The 16,551-nt window shown below is 34.2% G+C and carries 12 protein-coding genes; 7 read left to right on the top strand and 5 right to left on the bottom strand.

Annotated elements, in window-relative coordinates:
* Positions 1–6 precede the first annotated feature (6 nt).
* Positions 7–2,820 carry a M16 family metallopeptidase gene (locus tag GSY47_RS07110; protein ID WP_219071203.1) on the top strand — a complete coding sequence of 938 codons (2,814 nt, stop codon included), beginning with the start codon at positions 7–9 and terminating at the stop codon, positions 2,818–2,820.
* A 74-nt stretch (positions 2,821–2,894) separates the two neighbouring features.
* Here GSY47_RS07110 and GSY47_RS07105 read toward each other — a convergent pair whose 3' ends face one another.
* The 4 genes from GSY47_RS07105 to GSY47_RS07090 all read right to left on the bottom strand — a co-directional run bounded on the left by GSY47_RS07105 (position 2,895) and on the right by GSY47_RS07090 (position 5,425).
* Positions 2,895–3,284: a RidA family protein gene (locus GSY47_RS07105; protein WP_179005105.1), complete on the bottom strand. Its 390-nt coding sequence runs from the start codon at positions 3,282–3,284 to the stop codon at positions 2,895–2,897.
* Between the two features lie 83 nt (positions 3,285–3,367).
* Positions 3,368–3,940 (bottom strand): Crp/Fnr family transcriptional regulator, encoded by a 573-nt coding sequence (locus GSY47_RS07100; protein WP_179005103.1) that lies wholly within the window; start codon positions 3,938–3,940, stop codon positions 3,368–3,370.
* Positions 3,941–4,045: 105 nt separating this feature from the next.
* Positions 4,046–4,735 (bottom strand): SIMPL domain-containing protein, encoded by a 690-nt coding sequence (locus GSY47_RS07095; RefSeq protein ID WP_179005101.1) that lies wholly within the window; start codon positions 4,733–4,735, stop codon positions 4,046–4,048.
* Positions 4,736–4,786: 51 nt separating this feature from the next.
* On the bottom strand, positions 4,787–5,425 hold the full coding sequence (locus tag GSY47_RS07090) for a rhomboid family intramembrane serine protease (protein ID WP_091493095.1): 639 nt from the start codon (positions 5,423–5,425) through the stop codon (positions 4,787–4,789).
* A 112-nt stretch (positions 5,426–5,537) separates the two neighbouring features.
* Here GSY47_RS07090 and GSY47_RS07085 point away from each other — a divergent pair, with 112 nt between their 5' ends.
* Positions 5,538–6,410, top strand: a complete 873-nt coding sequence (locus GSY47_RS07085) for a lysophospholipid acyltransferase family protein (protein WP_179005099.1) — start codon at positions 5,538–5,540, stop codon at positions 6,408–6,410.
* A 76-nt stretch (positions 6,411–6,486) separates the two neighbouring features.
* Here GSY47_RS07085 and glmM read toward each other — a convergent pair whose 3' ends face one another.
* Positions 6,487–7,875 (bottom strand): phosphoglucosamine mutase, encoded by a 1,389-nt coding sequence (glmM, locus tag GSY47_RS07080; RefSeq protein WP_179005097.1) that lies wholly within the window; start codon positions 7,873–7,875, stop codon positions 6,487–6,489.
* Between the two features lie 206 nt (positions 7,876–8,081).
* Here glmM and GSY47_RS07075 point away from each other — a divergent pair, with 206 nt between their 5' ends.
* The 5 genes from GSY47_RS07075 to uvrA all read left to right on the top strand — a co-directional run bounded on the left by GSY47_RS07075 (position 8,082) and on the right by uvrA (position 16,184).
* Complete coding sequence (locus GSY47_RS07075; RefSeq protein WP_179005095.1) at positions 8,082–8,666, top strand: acyl carrier protein phosphodiesterase; 585 nt, start codon at positions 8,082–8,084, stop codon at positions 8,664–8,666.
* Positions 8,667–8,698: 32 nt separating this feature from the next.
* Complete coding sequence (gene ggt, locus GSY47_RS07070; protein ID WP_179005093.1) at positions 8,699–10,378, top strand: gamma-glutamyltransferase; 1,680 nt, start codon at positions 8,699–8,701, stop codon at positions 10,376–10,378.
* A 72-nt stretch (positions 10,379–10,450) separates the two neighbouring features.
* Positions 10,451–12,235 (top strand): chloride channel protein, encoded by a 1,785-nt coding sequence (locus tag GSY47_RS07065; protein WP_179005091.1) that lies wholly within the window; start codon positions 10,451–10,453, stop codon positions 12,233–12,235.
* A gap of 63 nt (positions 12,236–12,298) precedes the next feature.
* Entirely contained in the window at positions 12,299–13,252 is a 954-nt protein-coding gene (locus GSY47_RS07060) for a Fic family protein (RefSeq protein WP_179005089.1), read from the top strand.
* Between the two features lie 100 nt (positions 13,253–13,352).
* Positions 13,353–16,184 (top strand): excinuclease ABC subunit UvrA, encoded by a 2,832-nt coding sequence (uvrA, locus tag GSY47_RS07055; RefSeq protein ID WP_179005087.1) that lies wholly within the window; start codon positions 13,353–13,355, stop codon positions 16,182–16,184.
* Positions 16,185–16,551 lie beyond the last annotated feature (367 nt).

The following is a 16,551-nucleotide window of genomic DNA, read 5'->3' as shown; positions in this document are numbered from 1 at the left end:
AAAAAAATGAATACTAAAAAAAATATCATCATTGCGATTATGGCCTTGTCTTTTCAAGGCGCATTTTCGCAGTTTAAAACCACGATTCCGCTGGACAAAAACGTGACGACTGGAAAATTAAAAAACGGTCTAACTTATTATATTCTGCATAACGAGGAGCCGAAAGATAGAGCGAGTTTTTATTTTGTTCAAAATGTCGGCGCTATTTTAGAAGATGACAATCAAAACGGATTGGCGCATTTTCTAGAACACATGGCGTTTAACGGAACCGAACATTTTAAAGGAAAAGGCATCATTAAAATGCTGGAAAAAAACGGTGTAAGTTTCGGAAAAGACATCAATGCTTATACCGCTCAGGACGAAACGGTTTACAATATCAGCACGGTTCCTGTTTCCAACGAAAAACTAATCGATTCTACACTTTGGGTTTTACACGACTGGTCGGGTTCTCTTTCTTTGACCAATGAAGAAATTGATGCCGAAAGAGGCGTTATCCGCGAAGAATGGAGAACACGCCGTACAAGCGGTTTCCGTTTAAAAATGCAGACTGATCCTGTTCTATATAAAGGTTCGAAATACAGTAAAAGAGACGTTATTGGTGATTTAAATATCATCAATAACTTCAAATATCCTGAACTGAGAAATTATTATAAAAAATGGTATAGACCCGATTTACAAGCTGTAATAATCGTAGGAGATATTGATGTAAAAGCAATGGAACAAAAGGTAAAAGCTATTTTTTCTGGAATTCCATTAGCAAAAAAACCAGCGCCACGCACCTATTTTGAAATTCCAAAACACGATGAATTGTATTTTGGAACAGCATCTGATAAAGAAGCTTCATCAACCAATATTACACTGCAATATGTTTTGGATGAACCTTTGGTAAAAGACAGTATTCTGAGCCGTAAAAACGTAATGAATTCTTTTTATACCAGTATTCTAAACAACCGTTTCAAAGAATTGATTTTGAAAAACCAAAGCTCCTCTTTAGGAATGAAAACCTATTTTGAACCGATTTCAAGATTAAATACTTCCTTTAATATTTCGGCTGCAGCCAAAAAAGGAAAAACATTAGAAGCCTTTGAAGATGCTTATACAGAAGCCGAACGTTTAAAACGTTTTGGAATTGCACAAACTGAATTGGACAGAACTAAAAAACTTTTTATTAGTTCGTATGATGATTTTATAAGCAATAAAGATAAAGTGGACAACGACACTTGGTCGGATAAACTGACAAATTATTTCTTAAAAGCAAAACCTTTTCTTTCTGCTGAAGATGATTATAAATTAATTGTTGGCATTATCAAAAGTATCACTTTAGACGAAATAAATGCTTACGTCAAAACCATTCAGAAACCAACTAATCAAGTCATTTTAGTAACTGGTTCTGATGAGGATAAAGTAAATTTTCCAACGAAAGAATCTGTTGTTCAAGTAATGAAAAAAGTCGAAAACAAGACTTTAGAACCTTACACGAAAAAAGAGAATAACGAACCTTTAATTACAAAAGAATTAAAACCAGCCTCAATTAAAAAAACATTTGAAGTGCCGGGAATTACAGCTGCAAAAGGATATACTTTAGAAAATGGCGCTAATGTAATTGTATTGCCTACAACTTACTCACAAGATCAAGTTGTATTGACAGCTTTTTCTAAAGGCGGTAAATCTTTAATTAAAACAGAAGATTTAGCTTCTGCCGAGATCGCCACAACGATCGCAAGATCATCTGGTTTAGGCAATTTTGATAATATTGCTTTAAAAGAAAAATTGACAGGTAAAGTAGCACAGTCTGCTCCTTTTATTGGCGAAAATACGCAGGGATTCCAAGGCAGTTCCAACAAAGCCGATTTCGAAACGATGCTGCAATTGATGTATCTTTCTTTTGAAGCGCCACGCTTTGACCCGAACATTTTCAGCATCTTAAAGGAACAGTATAAAAACCGTTTGGAAACAATCAAAAAAGACAACGGAAATACATTCAAAGATTCTGTTGCTTTAGCCAATTCGAATCACAATCCAAGAACTTTTATTTTTGATGAAAAGTTTTTACAAAACATTGATTTGCAGAAAGCAGAGAATATTTATAGAGACCGAATTAAAAATGCTTCGGATTTTACTTTCGTTTTTGTTGGGAATATTCCTGAAGGTGCTTTAGAAATGATTCAAAAATATATTGGGAATTTAAAATCAAATCCTGCTGTAAAAGAAACTTTCGCAGATCATAATATTGGCCCTAAAAAAGGAAAAACAATAGTGCATTTCAAACGTCCTATGGAAGTGGCAAAAAGCACTGTTTACTTAAATCTTTCTGGAAAAACAGAATACAGTAAAGAAAATGCCATGACAATGTATATCATTGGTGAATTGCTTTCTAAACGTTTCTTGCAGACCATTAGAGAAGAAGAAGGCGGAAGCTACGGTGTAAACGTTGGCGGTAATCTGGAATTGATTCCAAAACCATCATTCAGCCTTGCCCTTACTTTTGACTGTAATCCTGAGAAACAGGAAAAATTAATGCAGATTGTCTGGAAAGAAATCAACGATTTAAAATCGAATCCAGTCAATGCAAATGATTTGGAAGACATAAAAAAAGCTTTGTTGAAAAACAGAGAAGAATCGCTTAAAACGAATTCTTTTTGGGCTACAACCTTATACAATTACAGCTTAAATCAGATTCCGTTTTCAACAGATGAGGAATATAAAAATCTAATTTCTAAAATTAATCAGAAAACTATTCAGCAGTTTAGTAAGCACGTTTTGGATAGTTCTAGTAGCGTCGAAGTTATTATGAACCCTGAAAGCCAATCAGGAAAGTAAAACTTTAGAATACATTTTTATTTTATTAGTCTTTAAAGGCTGTCTCGTATGAAACAGCCTTTTTTGTTGGATTTTTATTTTATCACTGTTGCTTCCAATTCCACTTTCAAAGTTTCAAAAAGGCTTTTTACTTCCAAAACTGTACTGGATTGTTTGACCTCATTTTTCTGAATCCAATTTTGGAAAACATCAAAATTTTCAAATAACGAAGCACTGTCTGTGGTGTAAATATTTAATCTTACGATATTTTTTAATTCATAATCCGCATCAGAAATTACTTTTTCCAGATTTTCTAATGTTTGTAAAAGCTGACTTCTCATATCGGCATTACTTGAAATTCCATTGTCGTCTATTGCCGTTTGTCCAGAAACATATAGCGTACCTTGAACATTTGTAACTTCTACTGCCTGGGCATAATTTCTAGCATCCTGCCATTTCCACGGATTTATTACTCGTTTTTCCATCTTTAAATTTTTAAAATTAACAGATGCAAAAATCAGCAGACTAAATTTTTTAAAGGCGTGACAAATATCACTATTTACAAGCCTTACATAAAAAGGCGGCTCAATGTCTCGCGCGAAACTCCTAAATAAGAAGCTAAAGAAGTTTTAGGAACACGTTGTAAAAGAGAGGAATTTTTAAGAAGCAACTGTTCGTATCTTTCTCTTGCGTTTGAAGTCAAAAAAGATAATATTCGTGTTTGAGAACCAATATGCCCAGCTATTGATTTTCGAAGAAAAAAACGTTCCATTTTCTGCAAGTCATTACAAAGCTTCTCGAAGTTTTCAAATGAAAGACTATATGCAATCGTGTCTTCAATACATTCTAACAACAATGTGGCTTTGCTTTGCGTGTAAAAAGCCTGAAAATCGGTTTCCCACCAATCTTCCATGGCAAATGAAACAATATGTTTTTTAGCATCTTGATCTTCATAAACCAACTTTACAAGTCCCGCTAACAAAAAATATACATTGTGAACTTCATTTCCTTCTTCAATAATAAATTGACCTTTCTTAAATGTTTCCAGTTTAAAATGAGAAACAATGAATGAAGCTTCTTCATCTGTCAAAGGGACAACTTTTTCTACATGGTTTCTTAAAAATTGTTCAGGATTATTCATAAAAAGGTTTTCAAAATAAATAACAAAAATACAGCTTCAAAAAACAAAAAATCCAAATCCCAAGAAATTTGGAATTTGGATTTTTAATATTCGAATTTATATTTCTTAGTCTAAAACAAAACTTACGCTGACATTAGCTGTAATTTCGATTTCTCCAATAGCTAAAGTTTCATTTGAAGCTCCCATTGAATCTGCTTCTTTCATTCTCATCGCAGCATACATTGGCTGTGGATGATAAACTTGTGAATTGTCTGAAATTGTAAACGCTTTACCTACTTTCTGTCCTAAAACAGATACGTATTCCTCAGCTTTTACTTTCGCATCTTTCATTGCTAATTTTCTAGCTTCCGATTGATATTGTGCTAATTTAGAAGATTCAAAAGAAACTCTGTCGATACGATTAATTCCTTGCTGTACCAAACCTTCCATTAATTCATCATATTTAGACAAATCTTTTACTACAATTTCTACCGTTTGTGTAGCGTTGTAAGAAGTTTTCTTTTTCTCATAATCATATTGCGGATTTAGAGAAACTTGTTTTGTTTTGAAATCTGCTGTTGGAACATTCATTTTTTTGATGAATTTTAAAACAGCGTCCATCTTTTCGTCATTCTGTTTTTTAACGTCTTTAGCATTATTCCCTTTGGTTTCAACCGTAGCTGAAATACAAACTTGATCAGGTGCTACTTTTACTTTTCCTTCCCCGTTTACATTGATTAGAGGTATTTGTTTGATTTCCTGGCCGTAAGACATAGTCATAAACATGATTGTTAAAAATAATACTAGTTTTTTCATTTTTGTTAAATTTTAATATTTGATAAAAGCTTTCCAAAAGTTATGCCATCATTATAATTTTCCCATTTTTGCCATCCCAAAAAGGATTACAATTGGAATTGCAAGCAGAATTACCATCAAAGTTTGATCGGCAAATAAAGACGGTTCTTTTATCAAAGTTATCACATAACCACCTATAGCACCGCCAAAGTGAGCGGTATGGCCAATATTATCATTTTTAGCTTTCATACCGTAAATGGAATACAATAAATATAAAATTCCGAAAATATAGGCTGGCATCGGAATGACAAAAAATATTCCGAGCATCATGTCAGGTCTTAACAATATTGCAGAATACAAAACCCCTGTTACAGCTCCAGAAGCCCCAACGGCACGATAACTATAGTCATTTTTATGGAAAAGCATCGTCAAAAGACTTCCGAAAATCAAACTTCCAAAATAAATCAGGACAAAAGAGAAAGTTCCGAGCCAATCTAATACAACAGGCGCAAAAAAATAGAGTGTCAGCATATTGAAAATTAAATGCAGCATATCAACATGCAAAAAACCAGAAGAAAGCATTCTAAACTGTTCACCCGAACGAATACTTCCTACATGAAATTCGTACTTCCTAAAAAAAGAAAGATCATTAAAACCTTTATAACTAATAACAGCGTTGGCGACGATAATCCCTGCTAAAATGATATTCATAAATCAAAATTATTGTGAATTGTAAATATAATCATTCTTAAAGATAAGTTAGCACGAATGCAAAATATCGATCGATAATCATTTTTAATTTATCTTTGTCAAAAAAAATTACATGCAGTTTCTTGTTTATATTTTGGCCTACCCTTTACTTTGGCTAATCTCTATATTACCTTTCCCAATATTTTACTTGTTCTCAGATTTTGTATATTTTCTGATTTACAGGGTTATTGGATATCGTAAAAAAGTGGTTCGTGAAAATCTGGCGCTTACTTTACCACACTTAAGTGATCCTGAAAGGAAAGAGATCGAAAAGAAATTCTACAAACACATGTGCGATATGTTTTTGGAGATGGTTAAAACCATGAGTATGTCTCCTGAAGAAATGGAAAGAAGATTTCATGTCACCAATATCGATTTGGTTTTGGATTATGCCAAAAAAGGAAAAAGCGTAATTCTAGTAGCTTCGCATTATGCAAGTTATGAATGGCTTTTGACTATAAATCCTAAACTTGGTTTTCAAGGAGTTGCAGTTTATAAAAAATTAGCCAATCCTTATTTTGATAAATTAGTTCGAAAAATCCGTTCGAAATACAATACAGAAATGATTGAAACCAGAAAAGCAATTCCAACCATGGCTCAAAACCAGCGTAATGGAGTATTAAGCATGTACGGTTTGGCAAGTGATCAATCGCCTAAACTAGATAGAATTTTTCATTCAATGAAATTTTTAGGAGTTGAAGTCCCTGTTCATACTGGAGCCGAAATGCTAGCTAAGAAATACGATTTGGCTGTAATTATGGTAAAGGTAGAAAAAGTAAAAAGAGGATTTTATGAAGCTACCTTTTTATCTCTTGCTGACAATCCAAAAGATTTTGAAGACTTCGAGATTACAGAAATGTATTTAAAAGAGGTTGAAAAACAAATTCTCGCAAAACCTGAATTCTATTTGTGGACGCACAAAAGATGGAAACATAAAATTAATTAATACTTAGAAAAATCCGAAAAAACAAAAAGCCTCTTTTTAACAAAAGAGGCTTTTTTATGGATTAAAAACTAAAATCTTAGATTCCAGCGATTACTTTAATTTCGTCAATAATACGAAGAGCCAATTTATCAGCTTCCTCCTGAGAAGGAGCTTCTGTGTAAATACGAATAATTGGTTCTGTATTTGATTTTCTTAAATGAACCCATTCTGTAGCAAAATCAATTTTTACACCGTCAATTGTCGAGATATCTTCGTTTTTATATTTCTCTGTCATTTGAGTTAAAATCGCATCGACATCAATCTGCGGTGTCAATTCAATTTTATTTTTACTCATATAATATTCCGGATAAGAAGCTCTCAAGGCTGCAACCGACATTTTTTTGTTTGCTAAATGTGTTAAGAATAAAGCAACTCCAACCAAACTATCGCGTCCGTAATGTAATTCAGGATAGATAATTCCACCGTTTCCTTCACCACCAATTACAGCATTGTTTTTTTTCATTAATTCAACCACATTCACCTCTCCTACTGCACTTGCTTCGTAGTTTCCGTTGTGGGCTTTTGTAACGTCTCTTAATGCACGAGAAGAAGACATATTAGAAACTGTATTTCCAGGAGTTTTACTTAAAACATAATCTGCTACAGCAACTAGTGTATATTCTTCACCAAACATTTCTCCGTCTTCGCTGATGAAAGCCAAACGATCAACGTCTGGATCTACCACGATTCCGAAATCCGCTTTTTCTTTTACAACTAATTCTGAAATATCCGTTAAATGCTCTTTTAATGGCTCTGGATTATGAGGGAAATGTCCGTTTGGTTCGCAGTATAATTCTACTACTTCCACTCCCATTTGTTTCAAAAGTTTTGGAATAATAATTCCTCCCGAAGAATTAACTCCATCAATAACCACTTTAAATTTAGCTTCTTTTACAACTTCAATATCAACCAAAGGCAAGTTCAAAACTTCATCAATATGAATGTCCATATAAGCATCATTTGAAATGATTTCGCCTAAACTATCAACGTCAGAAAAATCGAAAGCTTCTGCTTCAGCAATTTCTAAAATTTTAGCACCATCTGCACCGCTTAAAAATTCTCCTTTAGCATTTAATAATTTTAAGGCATTCCATTGTTTTGGATTGTGAGAAGCTGTTAAGATAATTCCACCGTCTGCTTTTTCTAACGGAACAGCCACTTCAACCGTTGGGGTTGTAGAAAGTCCAAGATCAATTACATTGATTCCTAAACCGATTAAAGTATTTACAACTAAATTGTGGATCATTGGCCCAGAAATTCTGGCATCACGACCAATTACCACGGTTAATTTATCTTTAGCAATGTTATTTTTTAAGAAAGTTCCGTATGCCGACGCAAACTTCACTGCATCAACAGGAGTCAAATTATCTCCTACTTTTCCTCCGATCGTCCCACGGATTCCAGAAATAGATTTTATTAGAGTCATTTTTGTGAGTTAGGGTTATTTTTTTACAAATATAAAAAAGTTACCGAGTTACTAAGGCGCTAATTTTCTAAGATTTTAAATTTAACTTATAAGAAAGCACTTTCATTGTGCTATTTTTATAACAAAATGATTTAAAAAAGTTTTTATACATTTACTAAAACAACTCGGAAACTTAGCCACTAAGATTCTCAGCAATTATAGAAAAAATGAATTTCTTAGCCCATATATATCTTTCTGGAGAAAATGATTTGATTAAAATAGGGAATTTTATGGCCGATGGAATTCGCGGCAAACAATTTGAACATTTTCCCGAAGACGTGCAAAAAGGTATTTTACTGCATCGCTTCATTGACACTTATACCGATTCTCACGATACTTTTAGAAAAAGCACCAAACGACTGCATGATAGATACCATCATTATGCTGGAGTAATTGTAGATATTGTTTACGATCATTTCCTAGCGAAAAACTGGACAAAATATTCAGATGAAAAACTAGAAACTTTTATCAATCGATTCTACAATTCATTACACGATAATTATGATATTTTAACAGAAAAAACTCAAGGTTTAATGCCTTATATGATCGAAAGAAACTGGCTTTTAAGTTATCGCACCACCGAAGGAATCCACCAGATTCTGACACAAATGGATCGCAGATCTAAAAACATTTCTAAAATGCAATATGCGGTAGAAGAATTAAATGAATTTTATGATGATTTTGAAGAAGAATTCACTTCTTTTTTCGAAGAGATAAAAATACAAGCCAAAGCAAAATTAATTACGCTTTAACACGTTTGTTTTCCATTACAAATCTATTACACATGAAAAAAATTACGCTTTTAATAGCTTTCCTTTATATTAATGCCAACGCGCAGCAAGCAAATCCAACAGGATTAGTTGTAACCAAAGCAATGGTCGTTTCGGCTCGTGAAGAAGCTTCTAAAATTGCTTCAGACATTATGAAACGAGGCGGCAATGCATTTGATGCTATGGTTGGAACCGAATTGGCTCTTGCTGTTGCCTTTCCCTTTGCTGGAAATATTGGCGGAGGTGGTTTTATGGTGTATCGAAAAGCCAATGGCGAGGTTGGTTCTTTAGATTATCGTGAAAAAGCGCCATTGGCCGCTACAAAAGATATGTTTCTAGACAGCGATGGAAATGTCATTAAAGGTAAAAGTACCGAGACAGCTCTAGCAATTGGAGTTCCCGGAACTATTGCCGGCGTTTTTGCAGTTCATAAAAAATACGGAACGATGCCAATTTCCAAAATTCTTGAACCAGTAATTGCTTTAGCAGAAAGAGGTGTTGTAGTTACAAAAAAACAAGAAAAAAGCTTAAAAGATTATCACGAAAGCATTGTCAAAATTAACGGAGAATCTTCTCTCCTTTCTGGAAATTTCAAAGAAAATGATACTATCAAATATCCTGCTCTTGCCAAGACTTTAAGAAGAATTCAGAAAAAAGGAAGAAATGAATTCTATAAAGGTGAAACAGCTAAAATTTTAGTTGATTATCTGAAGAAAAAAGGCGGTATTATTACGATGGAAGATTTGGCAAAATATGAAGCCAAATGGAGAAAACCGCTTCAGTTTACGTATAAAGGTTTAAAAATAACCTCGATGTCTCCACCGAGCAGTGGGGGAATCTGTCTAGCACAAATTCTAAAAATGCTGGAACCGTATGATTTATCCAAAATGGGACATAATTCAGCCGATGCTATTCAGGTTATTGTAGAAGCAGAAAGAAGAGCTTATGCTGATAGAAGCTACTTTTTAGGAGATCCGGATTTTGTCAAAATTCCAGTAAAAGAATTATTAGATCAAAATTATTTACGTGATCGAATGGCAAGTTTTAATCCAGAAAAAGCCACTTTGTCCTCTGAAATAAAAGAAGGAAAAGTCAATTATGCTGAAAGCACCGAAACGACTCATTATTCTATTGTAGATCAATTTGGAAATGCAATTGCAGCAACCACAACTTTAAACGACGGTTACGGGTCTAAATATTATTGTGATGAATTAGGTTTCTTTTTGAATAATGAAATGGACGACTTCAGTGCAAAGCCAGGTTCGCCAAATATGTTTGGTTTGGTTGGAAATGAAGCCAACAGCATTGCACCGCAAAAGCGTATGTTAAGTTCAATGACGCCTACGATTGTTGAGAAAGATGGAAAATTGTATATGGTTGTGGGAACTCCGGGCGGTTCTACTATTATCACCTCAGTTTTGCAAACTATTTTAAATGTATACGAATACAATCTGAGCATGCAGGAAGCAGTAAATGCACCGCGTTTTCATCATCAGTGGCTTCCTGATTTGATTACTTTTGAACCAAATGCTTTTGAGACAAAAACAATAGACAAACTAAAAGCTAAAAATTACTTAATCAATGAAAAACCAACTCCAATCATCGGAAAAGTGGATGCCATTTTAGTTTTGCCGGACAACAAATTAGAAGGCGGAGCTGACTTTAGAGGAGATGATAAAGCAGTTGGCTTTTAATACTTATTCGTTTTTATTTTTTTAATCTAACATTATAAACTAATTTTGTAAGAACGAATAATTTTAAAAAGAATGCTCAAAAAATATTTCAGAAGACTCGAAAGCATCATTGCTTTGGCACAATCCTTAATGACTCCAAAGCAGTTTCTTTTTTTGTCAAGCGTTCTTATTGGGATTTCGTGCTCACTTGCCGTTATCGTACTAAAAACTTTCGCACACAGCGTTTTCTCCTTTGCAACTTACATTAACGGAATCTTAAAGTTAAGCTTTATTAATAGTATCCTTCCGATTATCGGAATTCTATTGACTGTTTTTGTTGTAAAGAAAGTTCTAAATGGATCGATTCAAAAAGGTACTTCTCAAATCCTTTATGCGGTTGCAAAAAAAGCCAGTATTATTCCGCGAAAGCAGATGTATGCACAAATTGTGACCAGTTCGTTAACGGTTGGTTTAGGAGGTTCAGCAGGTTTAGAGAGTCCAATTGTAATTACAGGTGCCGCATTTGGTTCTAATTATGCTCAGAATTATAAAATGCAGTATAAGGACAGAACCTTATTAATTGGATGTGGTGTTGCTGCTGGAATTGCCGCTGCTTTTAATGCTCCAATTGCCGGTGTTCTTTTTGCAATTGAAGTTTTATTGGTAGACGTGAGCATTTCTGCTTTTACACCGATTATGATTTCTGCGGCAACCGGTGCATTAGTTTCAGCTATTGTTTTGGACGAAAGCATTCTTTTAAGCTTCAAAAAACAAGAAACATTCGATTATCACAATATTCCTTTTTATGTAATATTAGGGGTTTTAACAGGGCTAACAGCAATTTATTATTCCCGAAATTTCCAGAGAGTAGAACATTATTTTGCCAAACAACAGATCAATCCTTATAAAAAAGCATTAATTGGTTCTTCACTTTTAGCATTGCTGATTTTTGTTTTTCCAACTCTATTTGGCGAAGGATATGAAAGCATTAGAACTTTATCTGAAACCGATCCTGGAAAATTATTAGACAATACTCTTTTTGCAGATTTTAGAAATAATCAATGGGTTTTACTGCTTTTTGTGGGTGCCACTATGATGATGAAAGTTTTTGCTTCGGGACTAACTCTTGGAAGCGGTGGAAATGGAGGAAACTTTGCTCCTTCTCTATTTTTAGGTTCTTATCTGGGATATTTCTTTTCTAAGCTAATAACAATGATAGGTTTGTCAAAACTACCAATTACCAACTTTACAATGGTTGGAATGGCGGGTATTTTGAGTGGATTATTTCACGCTCCATTAACGGCAATATTTTTAATTGCAGAAATCACAGGAGGTTACGGTTTAATGATTCCGCTTATGATTGTTTCTTCCATCAGTTTTGCAATTTCAAAACGTTACGAAAAATATTCGCTTGACGTAAAAGGATTAGTAAAAAAAGGTCACGCTTTTACCAGCAATAAAGATTCTAATATTCTTTCCACTTTAGACATTGATACTATTATTCAATGTGATTATTTAACAGTTCACCCGGAAGAAAATTTGAGCAAATTGGTTGATCTTATTTCCCATTCCAATCAAGTCGTTTTTGCGGTTGTTGACAATGAAAAAGAATTGGTTGGTGTAGTCCATTTTAATGATATCCGAGAAATTATCTTTAATTCCTATCGAGTAAAATACACTCAGATAAAAGATGTTATGAAAACTCCTGCCGCAACAATTTCTTCTTTTGACAGCATGGAAATTGTAATGAGTAAATTTGAAAAATCTAAATCGGCATTTCTTCCGGTTTTACGAAATGGAAAATACTACGGTTTCATATCCAAATCTATAGCACTTGAAGCTTACAGAACCAAACTACGCGCTATGACGATAGAATAGCCTTAATATCGGATAAGTTAAAAATTTTTATTATCCGATATTAAGAAGTACTTTTGTAGGATTATGTGGAATATAAACCTAACATACAGAGAAGAATTTCAATCAACATTTGATCGGTTGTACCAAAAAAGGCAGGAACTGCAAACCAGCAGACCATTGCCTAATATCGCTTTGAATAAAATCCGTGAAAGTTTATCTCTAGAATGGACTTACAATTCAAATAGTATTGAAGGAAATACAATGAGTCTACGCGAAACCCAAATGGTAATCCAAGAAGGCATTACGATTAAGGGAAAATCTCTTCGCGAACATTTTGAAACACACAATCACGATAAAGCAATCGACTATCTATATTCAATTGTAGATGAAAATTACAAGCTTAGAAGTATTGACATACTTTCTATCCATGGTCTTGTTTTACGATCCATTGAGGATGATTTTGCTGGGCGAATTCGAAATGGTGGTGTTCGTATTTCAGGAGCTAATTTTATGCCTCCGAACGCGAATAAAGTTTCAGATTATCTTGATGAATTAATTGAGTTTATCAATACAAATCCGTTAGGATTAAACGATATTGAATTGGCAACAATTTACCATCATAAACTAGTCTGGATTCATCCCTTTTTTGATGGAAACGGCCGTACAGTTCGTCTAAGCATGAATTTATTATTGATGCGTTGTGGTTTTCCCCCTGCCATTATACTAAAAAATGACAGGAAAAAATATTACGAAGCGCTTAATCAAGCCAATAATGGTAATTATCAAAAACTAACACTTTTGATGTGTCAGGCACTTGAACGAACACTTAATATTTATTTAAGCGCTATGCCAGGAAGCAGTTATGATTATCAATCTATTCAAAACATTGTTAGCGAACCTGATACACCTTATGGTCAGGAATATGTAAGTTTATTAGCCAGAACAGGGAAAATAGACGCTTATAAAGAAGGCAGAAACTGGTACACCACCAAAGAAGCTATCGAAGATTATATAGCAACCCGAAAAAGAAAACGCTAGTTTATACTAGCGTTTTTTGTTACTAATTGTAACATAAAGTTTTGCTATCGAGCACTAAAAGAACAAATCAAAGTGGTAACTTTGCGTTTTGCTCAAAATTATGTTAGAAAAAGACAATACTATTGAAGTTCTTGGTGCAAGAGTTCATAATCTTAAAAATATAGACATTTCTATTCCGCGTGAAAAACTGGTTGTAATCACTGGTTTATCGGGTTCGGGAAAATCATCCTTGGCATTTGATACCATTTATGCTGAAGGCCAGCGTCGTTATGTTGAAACTTTTTCGGCATACGCCAGACAATTCCTTGGTGGATTGGAACGTCCTGATGTTGATAAAATTGACGGACTTTCGCCAGTAATTGCCATTGAACAAAAAACAACCAGCAAAAGTCCGCGTTCGACTGTTGGAACCATTACTGAAATTTACGATTTCCTTAGACTTTTATACGCTCGTGGTGCTGATGCATACAGTTATAACACAGGCGAAAAAATGGTTTCGTATTCTGATGAGCAGATTAAAGATCTGATTATTCAAGATTATAAAGGAAAACGAATCAATATTTTGGCTCCGGTTATTAAAGCGAGAAAAGGACATTATGCCGAATTATTCCAGCAAATTACAAAACAAGGATTTTTAAAAGTTCGTGTAAATGGCGAAGTTCAGGATTTGGTCTCTGGAATGAAATTGGATCGTTACAAAACACACGATATTGAAATTGTGGTAGACAGAATGCAGATTGAAGATACACCTGACAATCAGAAAAGATTGGCTGAAAGCATCAATACTGCCATGCATCATGGTGAAAATGTCCTGATGATTTTAGATCAGGATTCTAATGAAGTTCGTTATTTCAGCCGAAATTTAATGTGTCCTTCAACTGGAATATCTTATCAAAATCCGGAACCGAATTTATTTTCTTTTAACTCACCAAAAGGAGCTTGTCCGCATTGCAACGGATTAGGAACGGTTCATGAAATCAATGTAAAAAAGATTATTCCAAATCCGAAATTATCTATAAAAAGTGGTGGTTTTGCTCCACTTGGCGAATATAAATCTTCTTGGATTTTCAAACAACTGGAAACCATTGGAGAAAAATTCGGATTCAAAATTACCGATCCAATCGAGAAGATTCCCGAAGAAGCCATGACCATGATTTTGTATGGCGGAAAAGATAAATTTGCCGTCAACTCAAAAGATCTTGGTGTAACCAGAGAATACAAAATTGATTTTGAAGGGATTTCAAATTTCATCAAAAATCAATATGATGAAAGTGCTACAACTAGTATCAAACGATGGGCAAAAGATTTTATGGACGAAATTCCATGTCCGGTTTGTGATGGTTCCCGTCTTAAAAAAGAAGCTTTATTTTTTAGAGTAAATGAAAAAAATATCACGGAATTGTGTGATATGGATATTTCAGATTTAACAGCATGGTTTCAAGATTTGAATAGCCATTTGACTGACAAACAGCTTTTGATTGCTTCTGAGGTTGTAAAAGAAATCAAAGACCGTTTGAACTTCTTAATGAATGTTGGTTTGAATTATTTGGCTTTAAGCCGAAGTTCAAAATCGCTTTCTGGAGGAGAAGCACAACGTATCAGATTAGCAACACAAATTGGTTCTCAGTTAGTTGGAGTTTTATATATTTTGGATGAACCGAGTATTGGTTTACACCAAAGAGACAACGAAAAACTGATTCAGTCTTTAGAACAATTACGTGATATTGGAAACTCGGTTATCGTAGTAGAACACGATAAAGACATGATCGAAACGGCTGATTATGTAATTGATATTGGCCCAAAAGCCGGAAAATATGGTGGCGAAATCATTAGCATTGGAACTCCAAAAGAAACTTTAAAATCAAACACCATTACCGCTCAATATCTGAATGGTAAAATGAAATTTGATATTCCGAAAGAAAGACGAAAAGGAAACGGTAAATTCTTAAAACTAACTGGTGCAACTGGAAACAATCTTAAAAATGTTTCTATAGAAATTCCGTTGGGACAGCTTGTTTGCGTTACTGGAGTTTCCGGAAGCGGAAAATCGACTTTGATAAACGAAACCCTCTACCCGATTCTGAATGCCTATTATTTTAATGGCGTAAAAAAACCACAACCTTATAAAAAGATTGAAGGTTTAGAACATATTGACAAAGTTATTGATATCGACCAAAGTCCGATTGGACGTACACCACGCTCAAATCCAGCGACATATACCGAAGTTTTTTCCGAAATCAGAAATCTGTTTACGATGACTTCAGAAAGCATGATTCGAGGTTATAAAGCAGGACGTTTCAGTTTTAACGTAAAAGGCGGACGATGTGAAACTTGTGAAGGTTCTGGAGTAAGAACCATCGAAATGAACTTTTTACCGGACGTTTATGTAGAATGTGAAACCTGTCAAGGGAAACGTTTTAACAGAGAAACATTGGAAATTAGATACAAAGGAAAATCTATTTCGGATGTTTTGGATATGACGGTTGATGAGGCAGTTCCTTTTTTCGAAAATATTCCGAAAATTTACAGAAAAATAAAAACGATTCAAGATGTTGGTTTAGGATATATTACGCTGGGCCAGCAAAGTACAACACTTTCTGGCGGAGAAGCACAGCGTATTAAACTAGCTGGCGAATTGTCTAAAAAAGATACTGGAAATACTTTTTATATCTTGGACGAACCTACAACAGGATTGCATTTTGAAGACATTCGTGTTTTGATGGAAGTAATCAATAAATTGGTTGATAAAGGAAATACGATTTTGGTAATCGAACATAATATGGACGTAATCAAACTTGCTGACTATATCATCGATATTGGTCCTGAAGGCGGAAAAGGTGGCGGACAATTGGTTGCCAAAGGAACTCCGGAAGAAGTTGCTAAGAATAAAAAAAGTTATACGGCTAAGTTTTTGAAAAAAGAACTTGAGTAAAACAAATCCATCTTTGTCAAAGTTTTGAAACTTTGACAAAGATTTACATCTAAAAGCTTCATAACACTGGGTAAACTACACCTCTGATAATGAATCTAAAAACTAAATTTTATCGTTATCGCAACATTAGATTTAGATTATAATTCCCGTTTTCCATAACAATTCTGGAAAAAAGTGTTAATTTAGTATCCGCTTTTTTTGAAAAATTCAGGCTCTTTAGGAAAAACTGTTTCGATTAAACCAAGTGTTTATTTAAAACCAACTGCCCTAGCCCTGATGGGAGCGACATCCTTTTGCTGTGGGGTTCACAGCAAAAGATATAGCGGACAGCAGGAATAAGCTCCTGACTTCGACTACGCTAAAAACA

The organism is Flavobacterium quisquiliarum, from assembly GCF_019308285.1.
In the GTDB taxonomy this organism is placed as follows: Bacteria; Bacteroidota; Bacteroidia; order Flavobacteriales; family Flavobacteriaceae; genus Flavobacterium; species Flavobacterium quisquiliarum.
This window is presented reverse-complemented; position numbering and strand designations above follow the sequence as displayed.